Origin of the sequence: Roseovarius sp. BRH_c41, assembly GCF_000961715.1 — a bacterium.
Lineage (GTDB): Bacteria > Pseudomonadota > Alphaproteobacteria > Rhodobacterales > Rhodobacteraceae > Roseovarius.
In genome coordinates this window covers 1-16,617 of the sequence record NZ_LADY01000066.1, presented here as the reverse complement: position 1 = coordinate 16,617, position 16,617 = coordinate 1, and the positions used below count along the sequence as shown (strand labels likewise).

At 59.7% G+C, this 16,617-nt stretch carries 20 protein-coding genes; 5 read left to right on the top strand and 15 right to left on the bottom strand.

The genetic code is table 11. The annotated features are described in order from the left end of the window. Positions 1-70 precede the first annotated feature (70 nt). Entirely contained in the window at positions 71-484 is a 414-nt protein-coding gene (locus VR71_RS22700; RefSeq protein WP_009816375.1) for a PaaI family thioesterase, read from the top strand. Between the two features lie 27 nt (positions 485-511). Here the strand turns inward: VR71_RS22700 and VR71_RS22695 are convergent, their stop codons facing one another. Continuing rightward, positions 512-1,198: a class I SAM-dependent methyltransferase gene (locus VR71_RS22695; RefSeq protein WP_045686614.1), complete on the bottom strand. Its 687-nt coding sequence runs from the start codon at positions 1,196-1,198 to the stop codon at positions 512-514. A gap of 94 nt (positions 1,199-1,292) precedes the next feature. Between VR71_RS22695 and aat the strand changes: the two genes are divergently transcribed. Next, positions 1,293-1,934 carry a leucyl/phenylalanyl-tRNA--protein transferase gene (aat, locus tag VR71_RS22690; protein WP_045686613.1) on the top strand — a complete coding sequence of 214 codons (642 nt, stop codon included), beginning with the start codon at positions 1,293-1,295 and terminating at the stop codon, positions 1,932-1,934. Here the strand turns inward: aat and VR71_RS22685 are convergent. From VR71_RS22685 to VR71_RS22665, 5 genes are all read right to left on the bottom strand, one after another. Then, positions 1,901-2,260 carry a DUF2155 domain-containing protein gene (locus VR71_RS22685; protein WP_045686612.1) on the bottom strand — a complete coding sequence of 120 codons (360 nt, stop codon included), beginning with the start codon at positions 2,258-2,260 and terminating at the stop codon, positions 1,901-1,903. The genes aat and VR71_RS22685 overlap by 34 nt on opposite strands. Further along, positions 2,257-2,718 carry an outer membrane lipid asymmetry maintenance protein MlaD gene (gene mlaD / locus VR71_RS22680; RefSeq protein ID WP_045686611.1) on the bottom strand — a complete coding sequence of 154 codons (462 nt, stop codon included), beginning with the start codon at positions 2,716-2,718 and terminating at the stop codon, positions 2,257-2,259. The genes VR71_RS22685 and mlaD overlap by 4 nt, the downstream gene beginning before the upstream one ends. A 10-nt stretch (positions 2,719-2,728) precedes the next feature. Beyond that, positions 2,729-3,112 carry an NADH:ubiquinone oxidoreductase subunit NDUFA12 gene (locus tag VR71_RS22675; protein WP_009816370.1) on the bottom strand — a complete coding sequence of 128 codons (384 nt, stop codon included), beginning with the start codon at positions 3,110-3,112 and terminating at the stop codon, positions 2,729-2,731. Between the two features lie 169 nt (positions 3,113-3,281). Continuing rightward, on the bottom strand, positions 3,282-4,550 hold the full coding sequence (gene clpX, locus VR71_RS22670) for an ATP-dependent Clp protease ATP-binding subunit ClpX (protein ID WP_045686610.1): 1,269 nt from the start codon (positions 4,548-4,550) through the stop codon (positions 3,282-3,284). Positions 4,551-4,696: 146 nt separating this feature from the next. Continuing rightward, positions 4,697-5,329 carry an ATP-dependent Clp protease proteolytic subunit gene (locus tag VR71_RS22665; protein WP_009816368.1) on the bottom strand — a complete coding sequence of 211 codons (633 nt, stop codon included), beginning with the start codon at positions 5,327-5,329 and terminating at the stop codon, positions 4,697-4,699. 263 nt (positions 5,330-5,592) lie between these two features. Here VR71_RS22665 and VR71_RS22660 point away from each other — a divergent pair, with 263 nt between their 5' ends. Beyond that, the gene (locus VR71_RS22660; RefSeq protein WP_009816367.1) at positions 5,593-5,931 is read left to right on the top strand and encodes a helix-turn-helix transcriptional regulator; all 339 of its coding nucleotides are present in this window, start codon (positions 5,593-5,595) and stop codon (positions 5,929-5,931) included. A gap of 19 nt (positions 5,932-5,950) precedes the next feature. Here the strand turns inward: VR71_RS22660 and VR71_RS22655 are convergent, their stop codons facing one another. The 8 genes from VR71_RS22655 to VR71_RS22620 form a co-directional block, all read right to left on the bottom strand. Next, positions 5,951-6,535, bottom strand: a complete 585-nt coding sequence (locus VR71_RS22655; protein WP_045686609.1) for a carboxymuconolactone decarboxylase family protein — start codon at positions 6,533-6,535, stop codon at positions 5,951-5,953. A gap of 128 nt (positions 6,536-6,663) precedes the next feature. Further along, positions 6,664-7,899: an acyl-CoA dehydrogenase family protein gene (locus VR71_RS22650; protein ID WP_045686608.1), complete on the bottom strand. Its 1,236-nt coding sequence runs from the start codon at positions 7,897-7,899 to the stop codon at positions 6,664-6,666. A gap of 71 nt (positions 7,900-7,970) precedes the next feature. Then, positions 7,971-8,999 carry a GlxA family transcriptional regulator gene (locus VR71_RS22645; RefSeq protein ID WP_009816364.1) on the bottom strand — a complete coding sequence of 343 codons (1,029 nt, stop codon included), beginning with the start codon at positions 8,997-8,999 and terminating at the stop codon, positions 7,971-7,973. Continuing rightward, positions 8,980-10,086 (bottom strand): ABC transporter ATP-binding protein, encoded by a 1,107-nt coding sequence (locus VR71_RS22640; protein WP_045686607.1) that lies wholly within the window; start codon positions 10,084-10,086, stop codon positions 8,980-8,982. The genes VR71_RS22645 and VR71_RS22640 overlap by 20 nt, the downstream gene beginning before the upstream one ends. Next, on the bottom strand, positions 10,083-10,883 hold the full coding sequence (locus VR71_RS22635) for an ABC transporter permease (RefSeq protein ID WP_009816362.1): 801 nt from the start codon (positions 10,881-10,883) through the stop codon (positions 10,083-10,085). Before VR71_RS22635 ends, VR71_RS22640 begins: the two co-directional genes overlap by 4 nt. After that, positions 10,880-11,722, bottom strand: a complete 843-nt coding sequence (locus tag VR71_RS22630) for an ABC transporter permease (protein ID WP_045686606.1) — start codon at positions 11,720-11,722, stop codon at positions 10,880-10,882. Before VR71_RS22630 ends, VR71_RS22635 begins: the two co-directional genes overlap by 4 nt. Before the next feature lie 76 nt (positions 11,723-11,798). Further along, entirely contained in the window at positions 11,799-12,911 is a 1,113-nt protein-coding gene (locus VR71_RS22625; protein ID WP_296430772.1) for a spermidine/putrescine ABC transporter substrate-binding protein, read from the bottom strand. Positions 12,912-12,957: 46 nt separating this feature from the next. Next, positions 12,958-13,758: a creatininase gene (locus VR71_RS22620; protein ID WP_040651071.1), complete on the bottom strand. Its 801-nt coding sequence runs from the start codon at positions 13,756-13,758 to the stop codon at positions 12,958-12,960. A 94-nt stretch (positions 13,759-13,852) separates the two neighbouring features. Here VR71_RS22620 and VR71_RS22615 point away from each other — a divergent pair, with 94 nt between their 5' ends. After that, entirely contained in the window at positions 13,853-14,743 is an 891-nt protein-coding gene (locus VR71_RS22615; protein ID WP_009816358.1) for a LysR substrate-binding domain-containing protein, read from the top strand. A 102-nt stretch (positions 14,744-14,845) separates the two neighbouring features. Next, a complete protein-coding gene (locus VR71_RS22610; RefSeq protein ID WP_045686604.1) occupies positions 14,846-16,063 on the top strand; it encodes a M24 family metallopeptidase in 1,218 nt (405 codons plus the stop codon). Positions 16,064-16,191: 128 nt separating this feature from the next. Here the strand turns inward: VR71_RS22610 and VR71_RS22605 are convergent. Then, the coding region (locus VR71_RS22605) for a pyridoxal-phosphate dependent enzyme (protein ID WP_045686603.1) at positions 16,192-16,617 on the bottom strand (426 nt) is incomplete at its 5' end.

The following is a 16,617-nucleotide window of genomic DNA, read 5'->3' as shown; positions in this document are numbered from 1 at the left end:
ACGACAGCAACTCGGATCACTTTACTGTCAACTCAATACGACAATGTAATCAATGGGAAAGTCGGCACGAATGTCCCCTGACATCGAACAGACAATTCGGCAGAGCTTTGCCGCTCAGTCCATGATGACCACGCTTGGGGCACGCTTGGTCGCGGTTTCCGCCGGTCAGATCGAGATCGAAGCCCCCATTCTGCCCGGAAGCCGCCAACAACACGGTTTTGGCCATGCCGGGTTGACCTTTGCCATTGGCGACAGCGCCGCAGGCTACGCGGCGCTCAGCATGATGCCCGAGGGGGCAGAGGTTCTGACAACCGAGATGAAGATCAATCTACTCGCTCCGGCGCAGGGCGAGCGCCTGATCGCCCGTGGGCGGGTGATCAAGCCGGGGCGCCGTCTGGTGATTGTTCAGGCGGACGTGTATGCGCTCAGGGATGGGGCTGAAGCCCATATCGCGCTGCTCACGGGAACAATGATTCCCGTGTGACCTCTTCAAGCGCTTTGCCGCATCCCATCAGGCGGTTTGCTCCGGTGTCAGAGTGAAACTGGCGCGCCGTTTGGGTCCGGTGGCATAGTAATCCTCAAGACCCTGCCGCACGTCGGGATCGAGCACGGTCCAGTCAATCCAGTCGAGATCAAAGCCGCTGTCAAAGGCGACCATTGCAACGGCCCCTTGGCTCGGCACCCGTGTCGGTCGCGCGCGCCCCGCCAGCGCTTCGCGCGAGCGTTCGATCCAGAGAATCGGATCCTCAGAGGCGACAAACCAGCCATCCACCACCACGAGACGCGGCTCCAACTCACGGATCAGACCGAAGAGATCATGCAGATCCGCACCCTGGTCAAGCAGATCAAAAAGGATGATCACATCATATTGCCGCCCGGCGCGCACCTCGGATCGGATTTCCTCGATCGGATCGGCACAGCGCAGATCAATACGTTCGCGCAATCCGACATCCGGCAATCTGCCAAACCGCTCGACCAGACCCGCATCGGTTTCAATCCCAACCACCTGCAACCCGCCCGCCGCCGCAAGCGCATAACACCATGCGCCATCCCCGGCCCCGACCAGCATCACCGACGAATCGGCAATGGCGTGGCGAAAGGCATCGATCAGCATGGCATGCCGCGCCTGCGCACGGTTGATCCCGCCCGTCCGGACATCGCCCGTTGCTTTGGCAAACCCATACCCGAGGATCGTCATCACACACCTATCACCCAGTATCGCCTTTGACCTTGTAACATGACAAAAGATACTGAACCCTTAAGCACCGACCGTTTTCAGCGCCGCAGGCCCCATGACCACACCCCTGACCCCCGCCCTTTTGCTTCAGGCCTATGCCTCTGGCGTGTTTCCCATGTCAGAGCATCGTGACGATCCAGACGTGTTCTGGGTCGATCCGCATCACCGTGGCATTCTTCCGCTCGACGGCTTTCACATTTCGCGCTCTCTGGCACGCCGGATGCGTCAGGGTCACTATGAGGCGACACTCAACCATGATTTCGAGGCGGTGGTGCAGGGCTGTGCAGACCGTGCCGATACATGGATCAGCCCACCGATCCATCGCGCCTATCTCGCGCTCCATCAGCAGGGGCACGGGCATTCTCTGGAAATCTGGCAGGAGGGGCAGCTTGTCGGCGGGGTATACGGCGTGGCCCTTGGGGCCGCGTTCTTTGGCGAAAGCATGTTCTCACGCCGGACTGATGCCTCGAAACTGGCATTGGCCCATTTGACGGACCACCTTGCCCGCTGCGGGTTCAGCCTCTTTGACACGCAGTTCATCACCCCACATCTCGGGCGTCTTGGCGGACGTGAAATTCCGCGTGTTCAGTACCGCGCGCTCTTGCAAGAGGCGATGGAAACCGAGGCAGACATCACCAACCCGCCATTTGATCCCGATCCGAGTCAGATCTTGCAGCGCAAGACCCAGATGTCGTAGCGCGCATGTTCCAGCGCATTCAGCGCCGGAGACGAGGCCAACATCCAGCCTGAGAAAACCACAGCCCCACCATTCTGCTCGCGAATCGTCAGATAGGCATAGGAATCCCCGGCCGGGTTGCCTTCGGGATAGCGGCATTCGCCAAGCTCGACGTCAAGCGTGCCGAAGGCACCCATCTCACCATTCGCCAGGTCCAGATCACTGGCCTGACCATTGATCTTGTCGAGACCGCGCAGGATGGCGCCTTGTGCAACCGTCGCCACCTCTTGCGCCACACCCGCACCAGCCGCGAGACAGAGGCCGAGGGTCAGCCAGAGCGCTCTCATTGCGTGGCCCCATCCTCGCTTCCCGATACGAATTTCATCAGCAAGGAGACAAGGCTCACAGACCCTTGGGTGAATTCAATCTCGGACCCCGGTTCGACGTAGAACGGCGATCCACCGGGCATGATCTCGACGTAATTGCCGCCAAGAAGCCCCTCAGAGGAAATCGCAACGGCGCTGTCATCGGGCACGTTGATGCCGTCTTGCACGGTAAAGGTGGTTTTGGCGCGATAGGTCTCAGGGTCGAGCGCGATTTGCGTGACCCGTCCAACCTTGACGCCAGCCAGGCGCACATCAGTGCCCACACTCACCCCATCGGCGCTGCGGAAACTGGCGCTGAGCGGATATTCACCCGCACCGCCGCTGGTCATGCCGGTGGTCTTGCCCGCATAGACCAGGAACCCGATTGCCACGGCTAGAACGACGCCGCCAACCAGAACCTCGGTTTTACTCTCTGACATATCCTGACCCTTATTCCGGCGACCACGCCTCGTAGTCGCGCCGCTCTGCCGGTGCCGCGCGCCGGATTGACCCTGCAGGCGCATAGGCCAGTGGCGTTCCGGTCAAGTTCTCACTATGTGGCTTTTCCCACGACTTGTGCGCGAGCGGTTTGTCGGTCGGCGGCTCTTTATAGGTGTGATGCAACCAGCCGTGCCAATCAGGGTCAACCCGACTTGCCTCGGCTTCGCCGTTAAAGATCACCCAGCGGCGTTTATCGTCGCCGGTGCGGTAGAACGCATTGCCCTGCGCATCTTCACCCACCCGGACGCCCCTGCGCCACGTATAAAACTGGGTGTTGAGCGTCTGCCCGTTCCACCAGGTAACCGAGCGCAGCAAGGTGTTGAGAATGCCCATTCGACCCTCCGACATAATTCCCATCCGATATGGCGGATTTGACGGCGAAGGTCCAGTGCCCGTGGCGCCGCATCGCATCGCTCCGCCTGATGCGCGGCCCACCGCAATCGCGCCAAAGCAAAAGCCCGCAACGCGCGTTGCGGGCTCTGCGACCTGTAGTGCTTCAGGCTCAACCGGCGCTGGCGCCCTCTTTCTTGCCCTTGCTCTCGGCGTAAATGATCAACGGCGCGGCGTCTGAATTGACCGCTTCTTCGTTGACCAAAACCTCTTCGACATGCTCCATGCTGGGCAGGTCGAACATGGTATCGAGCAGGATGTCTTCGAGAATCGAGCGTAGCCCGCGCGCGCCCGTCTTGCGCGCGATGGCACGCTTTGAGATGGCCTTGAGCGCGTCATCGGTAAAGCTGAGTTGCGCACCTTCCAATTCAAACAGCCGTTGGTATTGCTTCACAAGGGCGTTCTTTGGCTGGGTCAGAATGGTAACGAGCGCGTCTTCATCCAGATCCTCAAGCGTCGCAATCACGGGCAGACGTCCGACAAATTCCGGGATCAGACCGAATTTCAGCAAATCCTCGGGCTCCAGATCGGTAAATATCTCGCCAATTCCGCGCGCATCATTGTCACGCACATCGGCACCAAAGCCCATGGCGCTCCCCTTGCCGCGCTGCGCGATGATCTTGTCGAGACCGGCAAAGGCCCCGCCGCAGATGAAGAGGATATTCGTGGTGTCCACTTGCAGGAACTCCTGCTGCGGATGCTTGCGCCCGCCCTGTGGCGGCACGGCGGCAACCGTGCCTTCCATCAGCTTGAGCAGCGCCTGCTGCACGCCCTCACCCGACACGTCGCGGGTGATCGAAGGATTCTCGGACTTGCGCGTGATCTTGTCGACCTCGTCGATATAGACGATGCCACGCTGCGCGCGCTCGACATTATATTCAGACGATTGCAGCAGCTTGAGGATGATATTCTCCACATCCTCGCCCACATAGCCCGCCTCGGTCAGCGTTGTGGCATCGGCCATGGTAAAGGGCACGTCGAGAATCCGCGCCAGCGTCTGCGCCAGCAAGGTCTTGCCACAGCCCGTTGGCCCGATCAGCAGGATATTCGATTTGCTGAGTTCAATGTCGCTCTTGCCGGAATTGTTCAGACGCTTGTAGTGGTTGTGAACCGCCACCGACAAAACCTTTTTGGCGCGCGCCTGACCGATGACATAATCGTCAAGCACCTTGCAGATGTCGCGCGGCGCAGGGATACCTTCGCTCGATTTGATACCGGCGGTCTTGGTTTCTTCGCGAATGATATCCATGCAGAGTTCGACGCATTCATCGCAGATGAACACGGTCGGACCAGCGATCAGTTTGCGCACCTCATGCTGGCTCTTGCCGCAAAAGCTGCAATAGAGCGTGTTCTTGCTGTCGCCGCCTGAGTTATTCGCCATTCCGTACCTTTCGGGCCCTGCGCCGTCTGCCGTCCGCGCGCCCCGCGCGGGGCCTCGTCTGTGATCTGTGCTACCCGTCAGCTTAAGTCAGGCCGTATGGCACCACAATCCGAAAATATCCGGCCCGCCCTCGGGCCGGATCACGTTTATTTCTTCGCCTCGTCGACTTTGTCACGGTTGGCCACGATCTCGTCGATCAATCCCCAGGCCTTGGCCTCGTCCGGCGACATGAAATTGTCCCGCTCGAGCGCCTCTTCGACCTTTTTCAGCGTCTGTCCGGTGTGCCGGACATAGATTTCGTTCAACCGATCCTTGAGCTTTTGCGTCTCACGCGCGTGGATCATGATATCGGTCGCCTGACCCTGATAGCCACCCGAAGGCTGGTGAACCATGACCCGGCTATTGGGCAGCGAGAACCGCATCCCCGGCTCGCCCGCCGTGAGCAAGAGACTGCCCATGCTCGCGGCCTGACCCACGACCAGCGTGCTGACCTTGGGCTTGATGTATTGCATCGTATCATAGATCGACAGACCCGAGGTCACGACCCCGCCGGGGCTGTTGATATACATACTGATTTCCTTGGACGGATTCTCCGCCTCAAGATGCAAGAGCTGTGCCACAATGAGGCTCGACATGCCGTCATGCACCGGACCGCTCAGAAAAATGATCCGCTCCTTGAGCAGACGCGAGAAAATATCATAGGCCCGCTCGCCCCGGCTGGTCTGTTCAACCACCATCGGAACGAGGGTGTTCATATAGATGTCCATAGGGTCTTTCATCACAGCCCGCCTGTCCTGCGCCCAACCGATGCTGTCGGGCTTATTAAATCATTCCAACCGTAACCGGCCAGTTCCTAAAGGAGTCTTAGTGTTGCGCCCAAGGGGCTGCAAGGGCATCGCTCGAATTTGTGGCAGCGCCCCGGGCGGGATGGCGCTTTGCGCGCCACATCTGGTCACTTTTTCACAGGATTGCCCCGCCAGCTTTTGCAAATCCGACAAAAACGCCCTAAGTAAACGAGGACCACGCTCAGGAATCTCGGAAAATGCCCCTTCCCATTCTCGATGACACACTTGATCCGGCAGAAATGGATCGCATGGTCGATAATGCGACCAATGCCGCAAACTTCCTCAAGGCCATCAGCCATGAGGGAAGGTTGATGATTCTCTGCCATCTGGTGTCGGGCGAGCGATCGGTGACAGAACTTGAAACCTTGCTCTCGGCGCGTCAGGCGGCGGTGTCGCAGCAATTGTCCCGCCTGCGGCTCGAAGGGCTGGTGACGGCGCGGCGCGACGGCAAGACGATATACTACAGCCTTGCGGATGATCGGCCCCGCAAGGTGCTCGAAGTGGTGTACGAGTTGTTCTGCGCCCCCAACACCTGAGGGCGCAGACATCCGGAACTCAGGCCGGTTCGACCGTCTTGTCGACGGTAAAGGGCGCAAAGACCTCATCCACATCCGTGTGATTGACGTGATTGGCATAGTTGCTGATCGTCTTGACCGCCAAGGCCAAAATGATCTCCAGCACATGCACATCGCCGTATCCTGCGGCCTTGAACGCCTCGGCGTCGGCCTTGGTCGGCAGACCGCGTGTCTCCCACATCTGATAGGTGAATTTGCGCAGCGCCTCCAGCTTGGCATCGCTCAGCGGCTTGCCGTCGCGCAGCGCCTGCGTATGCGCCTCGCCCAGCTTGGACATCTTGATCGCCAGCATCGAATGCGCGGCGGTGCAATAGTCACAGCCATTGGCCAGCGAGATGGTCAGAAACACAACCTCTTGCTCGGGCGGGGTGAAATTGCCCGACTCGCGATAGAGCGCGTAGCCATGCAGATAGGTGGACAAGAGGCCGGGATTGACGGCCATGCCGCGATACATATTGGGCACGAACCCCAGCTTGGCGCGCGCGCCCTCTAACAAGTCCTTGGCCTTACCAGCGGCCTGATCGTCACTCACGGGGGGTGTCTCCACTCGAAACTCAGCAGTCATGGACCTCTCCTTTGCGTGTGATGTGGTCACCGTGCAGCTAATCAGAGGCGCAAGTTTTTGAAACCGCTTGACCGTTCACCAAAGCGTGAGATGCGTTCCCTGCCGCAGAACCCCTTGTGCGAAAACGCTCAGACCTTTGCTTGTGTATATTGACGCAACTCGGCGCGCGCCACTTGCCTGCGATGCACCGCGTCCGGGCCATCTGCCAGACGCAGCGTGCGCACATGCGTCCACATCGCCGCCAGCGGCACATCCTGCGAAATGCCCTGCGCGCCGAACATCTGCACCGCCTCGTCGATCACCTTGAGCGCCACACGGGGCGCCACCACCTTGATCTGACTGATCCACGGGGCCGCCGCGCGCGCATCGCCCTGATCCATCATCCACGCGGCCTTGAGACACAGCAAACGCGCCTGTTCAATCTCCATGCGGCATTCCGCGATGACGTCGTAATTCGCCCCCAATTGCGCCAGCGGCTTGCCGAACGCCTCGCGCGCCAGAGAGCGTTTGCACATCATCTCAAGCGCCGCCTCGGCCTGCCCTATGGCGCGCATACAATGGTGAATACGCCCCGGCCCAAGCCGCCCTTGGGCAATCTCGAACCCGCGCCCCTCACCCAAGAGCAGGTTCTCCGCTGGCACGCGCACAGTCTCGAACTTGAAATGCATATGCCCATGCGGCGCATCGTCATGGCCGTAGACCTGCATCGGGCGCAGTTTCTCGATACCGGGCGTATCAGCAGGCACAACAATCATCGAATGACGCTGATGCTTGGGCAGGTCATCGCCGCCGGTTTTCACCATCACGATATAGACCTTGCAGCGTGGATCACCCGCGCCCGTCGCCCACCATTTCTGGCCGTTCAGCACATAATGATCGCCATCCCGCACACAGGACATCGCGATATTGGTGGCATCCGAACTGGCAACATCCGGCTCTGTCATCAGATAGGCGCTGCGAATATCCCCCTCCAAGAGCGGTGCCAGCCACTGCGCCTTCATCGCCTCGGTGCCATAGCGCTCGAACACCTCCATATTGCCGGTGTCGGGCGCGTTGCAGTTGAACACCTCGGCCCCCATCGGGGTCTTGCCCATGGCCTCGGCGAAATAGGCGTATTCCACCGTGCTCAGGCCAAAGCCCCGCGCGCTGTCGGTCAGCCAGAAATTCCACAGCCCCTCCGCCTTGGCACGCGCCTTGAGCCCCTCCAGAATCTCGGCCTGTCGCGGCGTGTATCCCCACCGCTCCCCCTTGCCGATTTCCGCGTAATACTCAGCCTCCAGCGGCATGATCTCGTCGCGCACCATTGCTGCCACCCGCGCCAAAAGCGCACGCATCTCGGGGCGCATTCCCAAATTCATGTCCATATCACCGGCCCTTTGCTGTCAGTTGCCCCCAATTGACAACATCACCTGCGCGGCGACAAGCGCTGTCGCACTCAGCCCGCCCGCCGATATTGCCCCGGCGAATGACCAAAGCGGCTGCGGAAGGTCTTGATGAACACCATGGGCGAGGCAAAGCCAGAGGCCATGGCAATCTCGGTCACACTCAAATCCGTTTCCCGCAAGAGGCTCCGGCCATGATCCAGCCGCAGATCGCGGAAAAAACGATAGGGCGTCTTGCGCAGGTATTTCACAAAGAGCCGCTCCATCTGACGACGCGAACAGCCTGCCGCATCGGCCAGATCATCCATGCTGATCGGCGTCTCGATATTGGTCTGCATCACCTTAATCGCCCGCACCAACAGCGGATTGCGGCTATCCAGCGCATTGCTGATCGAGGCGCGCTGCGGGCCGCGCTCGGCCCGTCGCTGGCTATAGAGGCACATATCGGCCACCACATCCGCGAAAGAGCGACCATAATCGGACTCGATCATTTCCAACATCATATCGGTGGCCCCGACCCCGCCGCCGCAGGTGAAAATCCCGCCATCCACCTCATAGGTGTTGCCCGTCACCTCGACCTCGGGGAATTTCTCACGAAAGGCGGGTTGGTTTTCCCAATGCAGCGTTGCACGCCGCCCCTCCAGCAGCCCCGCCTGCGCCAGTGAAATCGCCCCGGTGCAGATACCGCCCACGCGCCCACCAAAGCGCGCATGCTGGCGCAGCAGCGACAGCAAATTCTTGCTGCCCGCGCCGGTGCGCACTGTGCCGCCGCACACCACAAGATCGGTCTCACGCGGAAAGCTCCCGAGCCCTTGATCGACATTTACGGACATGGCGCAAGAGCTGACCGCCGGCTCCCCATCCTGAGAGGTGACCGTCCAGCGATAGAGCGGGCGCTGCGCCAGTTGATTGGCGATGCGCAGTGGATCAAGCGCCGCGCTGAATGCCAGCAGCGTGAAATCCGGCAAGAGGTGAAAGGCGAAATGCCGGGCGGGTTTGGTGGTCTCGATCGCAAAGAATGCCGCCCCCTGCGGCACAATCGCCTTGCGCGTCACATGAGCGTCATTCTCCGGGTAGGACATGACAGGCTTCTGGCTCCCAATGCAGATTCAGGGGGCTTCCTGAATGCAGATCAATAGAGGCCAGTTCACCATGACTTTTCTGCACCTTCAACTCCTCACCTGCGTCCGTCTCAAGAAAGACGATGGCCGAGGCACCGACAAACTCCTCGCCCACCACCCGCGCGCGAAGACCCGGAACGCCCGTATCTGCGGCGCTGATCTGCATCTTTTCGGCGCTGACGATAAAGGACACCGTATCGCCGACCGATTTCACCGGCGTCGGACCAGCCTTGACCGCAAAGCGGCCATGCGCCGTCTCGACCTGCCACAGATCGCCGGATTTCTCGACCAGCATGCCGGTAAAGATATTGGCCGAGCCAAGGAATTCCGCCACGAAACGATTGCGCGGCGCATGATAGATTTCCTGCGGCGTGCCGATCTGCTCAATCTTGCCCCGGCTCATGATCACCACCCGGTCGGCCATCGAAAACGCCTCGGACATGGAATGGGTGACATAAACGAACGTGATGCCCAGATCCTTTTGCAGATTGGATAGAACCGCCTGCATCCGCACCTTGAGATGCGCATCGAGCGCCGAAAGCGGCTCATCCAGCAACAGGATTTTCGGCTCTGTCACCAGCGCGCGGGCCAGTGCCACACGCTGCCGCTGACCACCCGACAATTGCGAGACATTGCGATCCGCGAATTCGAGGATCTGCATTTTATCCAGCCATTTGCGCGCCCGCTCTATGCGTTCAGCCGTGCTGACGCCGCGCATCTTGAGGCTGAATTCAACGTTTTCCTGCACCGTGAGAAACGGAAACAGCGCCAAACTCTGCCAGACCATCGGCGTGTCACGGTCCCATGTCGCCTTGCCGTTCACCCGCGCCCCGTCGAGATAGATATTGCCTTCGCTCGGGTCCTCCAACCCCGCCAGCATGCGCAACGTCGTGGTCTTGCCACAGCCCGACGAGCCCATGATCGCCAGAAACTCGCCGCGCCCGATCTCGAAATCCGCGCGTTCCACGGCGGTGAACTCACCAAACCTCTTGACCACACCTTCCAGCCTGACAATGGCCTCGGATTTTACGGGGGTTTGCATGTTCATGACTTTTCCTTTGTCGAATTGCGCAAGAGCATCTGCGCAAGGATGATCAGCGTGATGGAACTCAGAAAGGCGAGCGAGCCGATGGCGTTGATCCGCGGGCTGACCTGCCCCTGAAGAAACCCGAGGATTTTCACCGGCAGCGTTTCATTCAGGCCCGAAACGAACCACGCCACTGCAAATTCGTCGAACGACACCGCCATGGTGATGAACAGCGCGGCGAATATCGCGGGCTTGGTAAAGGGGATGATGACATGGCGCAGCGTCGCCCATTCATTGCCCCCCAGATTCCACGATGCCGCCTCCAGGTCCGGGTCCATCTGCGACAGGCGCAGGCGGATGATGGCCATGGCAAAGGGGCTGCACATCACGCCATGCGCGATGATGATGGAAATCGCACTCCCCGACAGGTTCACCCGCGACAGGAACGCCAGCATCGCCAACCCCATGATCACCACCGGAATGGTCGGCGGCAACAGCGCCAGCGCGAGATAGACGTTCTTGCCAAAAAAGTTGTAGCGAAAATCGGTATAGGCCCCGCCAAACCCCAGCACCGTCGCAATCACCGCCACAATCAGCCCCACGAGCACGGTATTCAGGAACCCGGCCCAGACGAACGGGTCTTCCCAGATCAGCCGATACCACTCGGTCGAGAAATGCCCCAAGGGCAGCGACGGGAACCGGTCTGAATTGAGCGAAAAGACAAAACTTCCAAGGATCGGCGCAAAGATAAAGACTACGCAGACCGCGATATGCAGTTTCAGGGCGCCATTGATCAGGCGATTGTCATTGCCGGTCATTTGCCGCGCTCCTTATAGGCATAGGTGATGGCGGCAAAGGCCACGGTCAGCAGCGTGCCGATCATCATCAATGCGACCACAGCGGCGCGGGGCCATTGCTGGCCAGATTTGGTGATATCGGTGATCAGGATCGAGAGCGTCGGCGGATTGCCCCCGCCCAGATACAGCGGGCTGACGAAATCACCGAACGACAGGATAAAGGCAAAGAGCGCCGCAATCACCAGACCCACCCGCGCCGACGGCACGATCACCGAAAACACCGTGCGCAGCCGCCCGCAGCGCAGATTATGCGCCGCCTCGACCAGATCGCGATTTACGAAATTGAGGCTGAACACCTGCAACAGGATCACCAGCGGCAGGCAGAGCGTGACCATGCCCACCAGTGTCCCAAACGTGGTGTTGAGCATCCCGAACGGCCCAATCCCCAGCATCCCCAGCGCTGCGTTGATGATCCCCCCATCCGACAGGAACACTTGCAGCGCATAGATACGCACAAGGTAGCTGGTAAAAAACGGGATGATCAGCACGAAAATCACCCATTGCTTGACCCGCTCCGACAGTTTGAACGAAATCGCATAGGCCGCCGGAAAGGCGATGACGCTGGTCAGAACCGCACTTGCCGTGGCCAAAACAGCGGTGCGCACATAGGCATCCCAAAAGATGCCGCGCGTCAGAATACGCTCCCAGTTGGCGAAATTCAGATCCGGCATCATCTGGAAATTGCGCACGGTCCAGAAACTGATGGCAATCAGGAAAAGCAGCGGCACGGCAAAGAACGCCAACTGCCAGATCAAGAGCGGCAGCGCCAAAGTGAGCGAGAATAGGCTGGGTCGGGTCATGGAATGCGGCTTTCTCAGAGGCAAGAGGGCAGTGCCGGGGTCTGGGGAGAAAGAGACCCCGGCCAAGCGCCTTGCGTCAGGCGCCCTTGTAGTCGGACCAGAAGTCGTTCCAGTCCTCTAGGCTCTGTTGTACGGGCAATTGGCGATACTGGATACGCCCCTCGCGGATCATGTCCATCGCGTTATGCTGGCCCAGCAGCATATTCTGCCGCTTGGCCTCGGCGGGATTGGTCGCGTTGAGCACCTCCCATCCCTTCTTGTTGGGGATGAGCGCGGGATAGGCTGCCATATCAGCGGATTTCGCCTGACCCTCGGCAGAGGTGATCCACTGGATCCACTTGCGCGCCATGTCGTAGTTTTGCGTGCCCTTGCCAATCGAAAAGGACTCGGTCCACTGCAACCCGCCCTCGTCGGGGATGGTGGTGCGGACCTTGGCACCGTTCTTTTCCAGAACACCGGTGATCCAGTCGCCGATCCCGGCAAAGGCCAGCATCTGCCCGTCATTGAGAGATGAGAACGTGCCGCCATAGTCAAAGAACCCGCCGACCTGACCGCGCAGCGCCATCGTGGCCTCTTGCACCTTGTCCCAGCCCGCCGCGTCGATGTCATAAGCAGACCCATTGCCCGCCGAGAGACTCATTTGCCCGAGGTTCGGCAGATGCCAGTCGAAATGCCCCAGCTTGCCCGTGACACGTTCGTCAGAGAACACCGAATAGCTCGCCGCATCCTTTTCGCTCAGCACATCGGTGTTATGCGCCACGCCCAGAAAGCCAAAGCGCGTGATCACCGAATAGAGCGTATCGCCCTGCCAATGACCGGGGAATTTCTGGAACTCCGGGTAGAAATCGTCAAAGGCGTAATCGGCGGCATCGAGCGCCTCGATATAACCCGCCGCATTCAACTGCTGCACATATTCGGCATCCGACAGGATCACGTCATAGGTGCCCGCCGGAGATTGCGCGATCAGGCCCAGCATATTGTCACCGCCGGTATAGTATTTCGGCGTGAACTTGACGTTGTTTTCCTCTTCGAAAGCCCCAACGATATCGGGCTCCGCATGGCCGTACCAGGCCAGCATCGACAGATTGACGGTCTGTGCCGACGCCCGGATCGACAGAAACGGCGTGGCGAGTGCGGCCCCTGCGGTCATTTTCAAGAGATGTCGGCGGGTCGGGGTTCTCAGGGTCATTGTGTTCTCCTTGTTGGCATGCATTTATTCTTTGTTTTCAATCTCGTCACTCAGCCGCCACGCGGTCGCGCGTCGCAAACTCGGTGCGCAGCGCGGCCACGATGCCGCGCGTGCAGACATCAATCAGGATATCGCCCTTTTCAGCGCTGGCATTTTTGGGTGAGGACAGCGTGCCGCTGGCGGGCGTCCACTCGGGATGCGGCGGATAGACATCATAGGGCGGAAAGCTGGCAGGCGCATGATCGACCGCCCGCTCCAGCGACACAAGGTCCGGATAGAGCCGCAGCATCAGCGAGGTTTCCAGCACACCGCCATGCTCGATATCCCAGCCCAGAAATCCCTCGGGATAGAGCTTTGCAATCGCCGCCTGATCGACAAAATCCCAGTAGGACAGCACCACGACCTTAGTGTCATGGATGCCCGACCAGCCCAATTCGCGCAGCGCAAGGTCGATCCCCTCGGCAATGAACCATGAATTCTCGAAATGACCATTCACGATGCAGATCTGACGATTGCCGTGGCGCGCAAACTCGCGGATCACATCCTTGAGCGCATTCACAAGGCTGGCACCATCAAGGCTGGTCGTGCCCGGAAAGAAATTGCCACCACCGGATTTCTGCTGCGACTTGTACCCATAGGTAAAGGGCGGTGCCACCAGCCCGCCCACCTCAACCGCAGCGCGGCGCGCAAATTCGGTGGGCAAGAGCACATCGACATGCATCGGCATATGGTGACCATGCTGCTCCATAGAGCCCAGCGGGATGAGAATCGGCACAGCCCCCCGCGCAACCCGTCGCTGATACTCAGGCCAAGCTAATTCTGCTGCAAAAACGGTATCTTGGGCCATTTCGTTGCCTTTCTTTTCGGATTGGCTGATCCTAGAACAGCTTGCCTCATGCGCAAAATTCATAGTAGCAATGAGTGAATAAGGATTCTTAATCATGCGCCATTTCGTAAACCTGCAAACCGACCTGATCCGCACCTTTGTCACCGTCGTGGACCTTGGTAACTACACTGAAACCGGTCACGTTCTGGGTCGCACGCAACCTGCAATTTCTCTCCAAATCAAGCGGTTGGAGGATCTGGTGGGCGCCAAGCTCCTGCATCACAAGGGCAAGGTTCTGGATCTGACACCGCAGGGTCACGCCCTTATCGGCTATGCCCGCGAGATGCTGCGCCTGAATGATCGCGCCGTTGCCAACCTGCACGAGGCTCAATTCATGGGCACGCTGCGGGTGGGTTTGCCCACCGATTACGCGATTGGATATTTTCAGCGCATCATCGCCGATTTCGCCCGCACCAATCCTGACGTTACCTTTGACATCCGCTGCGACTGGAGCCGCAACATCCTAAGCCAATTGCATGTCGATGACTTGGACCTTGCCATCGCCATCACCGATACGATGCCCGCGCCCTATGTCTCGCTCTACTGGTCCGAACGCCCCTTTTGGGTCTGCGGGCGTGACTATCAATTCTCGCTCGACAAGCCGGTCCAAATCATCGCCCACCCCAAGGGCTGCTTTTACCGCAAGCGGATGATTGACGCCCTGAACACCGAGGGGCGCGAGTGGCGCATCTGCTTCGAGAGCCCCGGCATCACGGCGGTGCAAAACGCCGTTCTGGATGGGATGGGCGTGACGGCCCTCACCAAAAAGACGTTGCTGCCCGGCATGCGCGTCCTCTCACCCAAAGAGGGATTTCCACCCCTCGCCAATCTGCATGTCGGGCTCTTTTACAAACATATCAAAGCCTCTGACGCGGCGCTGAAACTGATCGAACAGATCACCGAAGGCGTCAGCGCGTTCCGCAAACCAACCCATGCGCGCAGCTAGATTGTATTTCTTTTCCTTATCCTCAGATCAAACCTATTAATTTTGTTTAGAGCATCATTGCTGCTAGCGGATAAACATCCAAGCCAGTGAGGAGTGACCCAAATGCTTGACGACATGCTGCACGTGACCGAATGGCACAACGGAGAAAAGGAATTTTCGCCCTTTTCCGACAATGAAATGGCCCGCCGCCAGAACGAATTGCGCGCCTGGATGGCCGACAACAATGTCGATGCGGCGCTCTTCACCTCCTATCACTGCATCAATTATTACTCAGGCTGGCTCTACTGCTATTTCGGTCGCAAATATGGCATGGTCATTGACCAAAAGAACGCCACGACGATTTCGGCGGGCATCGACGGCGGTCAGCCGTGGCGCCGGACATTCGGCAGCAACGTCACCTATACAGACTGGCGGCGCGACAATTTCTACCGCGCGGTGCAGGGCCTGACCAAAGGCGCCCGCCGCGTCGGCATCGAGTTTGACCATGTCTCGCTCGATTATCGCCAGCTTTTGCAGGATGCCCTGCCCGGCGTCGAGTTGGTGGACGTGAGCCAACCCTCGATGTGGATGCGCACCATCAAATCCGCCGAGGAAATCAAGCTCATCACCGAAGGCGCGCGCATCTGTGACGTGGGGGGCTATGCCGTGGCGAGCGCTGTCAAGGCAGGCGTGCCCGAACACGAGGTGGCCATTGCGGGCACAAATGCCATGATCCGTGAGATTGCCAAATCCTTCCCCTTTGTCGAATTGATGGACACCTGGACATGGTTCCAGTCGGGCATCAACACCGATGGCGCGCATAACCCCGTGACCAACCGTGTGGTGCAATCGGGCGACATCCTCAGCCTCAACACCTTTCCGATGATCTTTGGCTATTACACCGCGCTCGAACGCACGCTTTTCTGCGATCACGTCGATGACGCCAGCCTCGACATATGGGAGAAAAACGTCGCCGTGCATCGCCGCGGGCTGGAACTGATGAAGCCCGGCGCGCGCTGCATGGATATCGCGATCGAACTCAACGAGATGTATCGCGACTGGGACCTGCTGAAATACCGCTCCTTCGGCTATGGCCACAGCTTTGGCGTGCTCAGCCACTACTATGGCCGCGAGGCGGGGGTTGAACTACGCGAGGATATCGACACCGTGCTGAAACCCGGCATGGTGGTGTCGATGGAACCGATGGTGATGATCCCCGAGGGTCAGCCCGGTGCCGGTGGCTACCGCGAACATGACATTCTGGTCATCGGCGAGGATGGGGCCGAGAATATCACCGGCTTTCCGTTCGGCCCCGAACATAACATCGTCGGCAAAGGCTAAACGACCTTGCGCGGCATCTGCGAAATCGTGATTGCAGCGGCCAGTGTCCTGATGACGCTGGCCGCCGTGGCACTTGCTGACCGGCCCGCCATGGCGCTCGTGTCCGGCGCGCGCGTGGTGCTCGTGCCCTATGCCAGCGGATCAGGCGCGATATTGCCGCCGCAGATCAGAACCGCCACCCGTTCCCCCACCGCAGGACGGTAAACCCCCGACAAGAGCGCCGCCAGCGCCGTGGCCCCCGCCGGTTCCACCAATTGCCGCAACTCCCGCCACAAGAGCGCCTGCGCCGCGAGAATAGCCGCATCGCTGACCAGCACGCTTGCCACGCCCTGCGCCTCTGCCAGATCAAAGCAAATGCCGCCAATCCGTCGCGCGCCCAGCGCATTGGCCGCCACGCCAGATACTTCAACATCCACGGGCGCGCCCGCCAGCAGCGCCGCATTGAGCGCGCAGGATGTCTCGGGCTCGACCGCGACCACCTGCCGCCGCGCCCCCAGCCAGCCCAGCGCCCCGGCAATCAGCCCGCCGCCGCCCACTGCAATCAACACAGTGTC

What these genes read in the sequence shown, in the direction of transcription:
- VR71_RS22625 (WP_296430772.1), bottom strand. Translation starts at nt 12,911, where the DNA reads ATGACCCTGAGAACCCCGACCCGCCGACATCTCTTGAAAATGACCGCA.
- VR71_RS22655 (WP_045686609.1), bottom strand. Translation starts at nt 6,535, where the DNA reads ATGACTGCTGAGTTTCGAGTGGAGACACCCCCCGTGAGTGACGATCAG.
- VR71_RS22700 (WP_009816375.1), top strand. Translation starts at nt 71, where the DNA reads ATGTCCCCTGACATCGAACAGACAATTCGGCAGAGCTTTGCCGCTCAG.
- VR71_RS22645 (WP_009816364.1), bottom strand. Translation starts at nt 8,999, where the DNA reads ATGTCCTACCCGGAGAATGACGCTCATGTGACGCGCAAGGCGATTGTG.
- VR71_RS22615 (WP_009816358.1), top strand. Translation starts at nt 13,853, where the DNA reads ATGCGCCATTTCGTAAACCTGCAAACCGACCTGATCCGCACCTTTGTC.
- VR71_RS22610 (WP_045686604.1), top strand. Translation starts at nt 14,846, where the DNA reads ATGCTTGACGACATGCTGCACGTGACCGAATGGCACAACGGAGAAAAG.
- VR71_RS22675 (WP_009816370.1), bottom strand. Translation starts at nt 3,112, where the DNA reads ATGGGCATTCTCAACACCTTGCTGCGCTCGGTTACCTGGTGGAACGGG.
- VR71_RS22640 (WP_045686607.1), bottom strand. Translation starts at nt 10,086, where the DNA reads ATGAACATGCAAACCCCCGTAAAATCCGAGGCCATTGTCAGGCTGGAA.
- VR71_RS22660 (WP_009816367.1), top strand. Translation starts at nt 5,593, where the DNA reads ATGCCCCTTCCCATTCTCGATGACACACTTGATCCGGCAGAAATGGAT.
- mlaD (WP_045686611.1), bottom strand. Translation starts at nt 2,718, where the DNA reads ATGTCAGAGAGTAAAACCGAGGTTCTGGTTGGCGGCGTCGTTCTAGCC.
- VR71_RS22650 (WP_045686608.1), bottom strand. Translation starts at nt 7,899, where the DNA reads ATGGACATGAATTTGGGAATGCGCCCCGAGATGCGTGCGCTTTTGGCG.
- VR71_RS22665 (WP_009816368.1), bottom strand. Translation starts at nt 5,329, where the DNA reads ATGAAAGACCCTATGGACATCTATATGAACACCCTCGTTCCGATGGTG.
- aat (WP_045686613.1), top strand. Translation starts at nt 1,293, where the DNA reads ATGACCACACCCCTGACCCCCGCCCTTTTGCTTCAGGCCTATGCCTCT.
- VR71_RS22695 (WP_045686614.1), bottom strand. Translation starts at nt 1,198, where the DNA reads ATGACGATCCTCGGGTATGGGTTTGCCAAAGCAACGGGCGATGTCCGG.
- VR71_RS22620 (WP_040651071.1), bottom strand. Translation starts at nt 13,758, where the DNA reads ATGGCCCAAGATACCGTTTTTGCAGCAGAATTAGCTTGGCCTGAGTAT.
- VR71_RS22635 (WP_009816362.1), bottom strand. Translation starts at nt 10,883, where the DNA reads ATGACCGGCAATGACAATCGCCTGATCAATGGCGCCCTGAAACTGCAT.
- VR71_RS22685 (WP_045686612.1), bottom strand. Translation starts at nt 2,260, where the DNA reads ATGAGAGCGCTCTGGCTGACCCTCGGCCTCTGTCTCGCGGCTGGTGCG.
- clpX (WP_045686610.1), bottom strand. Translation starts at nt 4,550, where the DNA reads ATGGCGAATAACTCAGGCGGCGACAGCAAGAACACGCTCTATTGCAGC.
- VR71_RS22630 (WP_045686606.1), bottom strand. Translation starts at nt 11,722, where the DNA reads ATGACCCGACCCAGCCTATTCTCGCTCACTTTGGCGCTGCCGCTCTTG.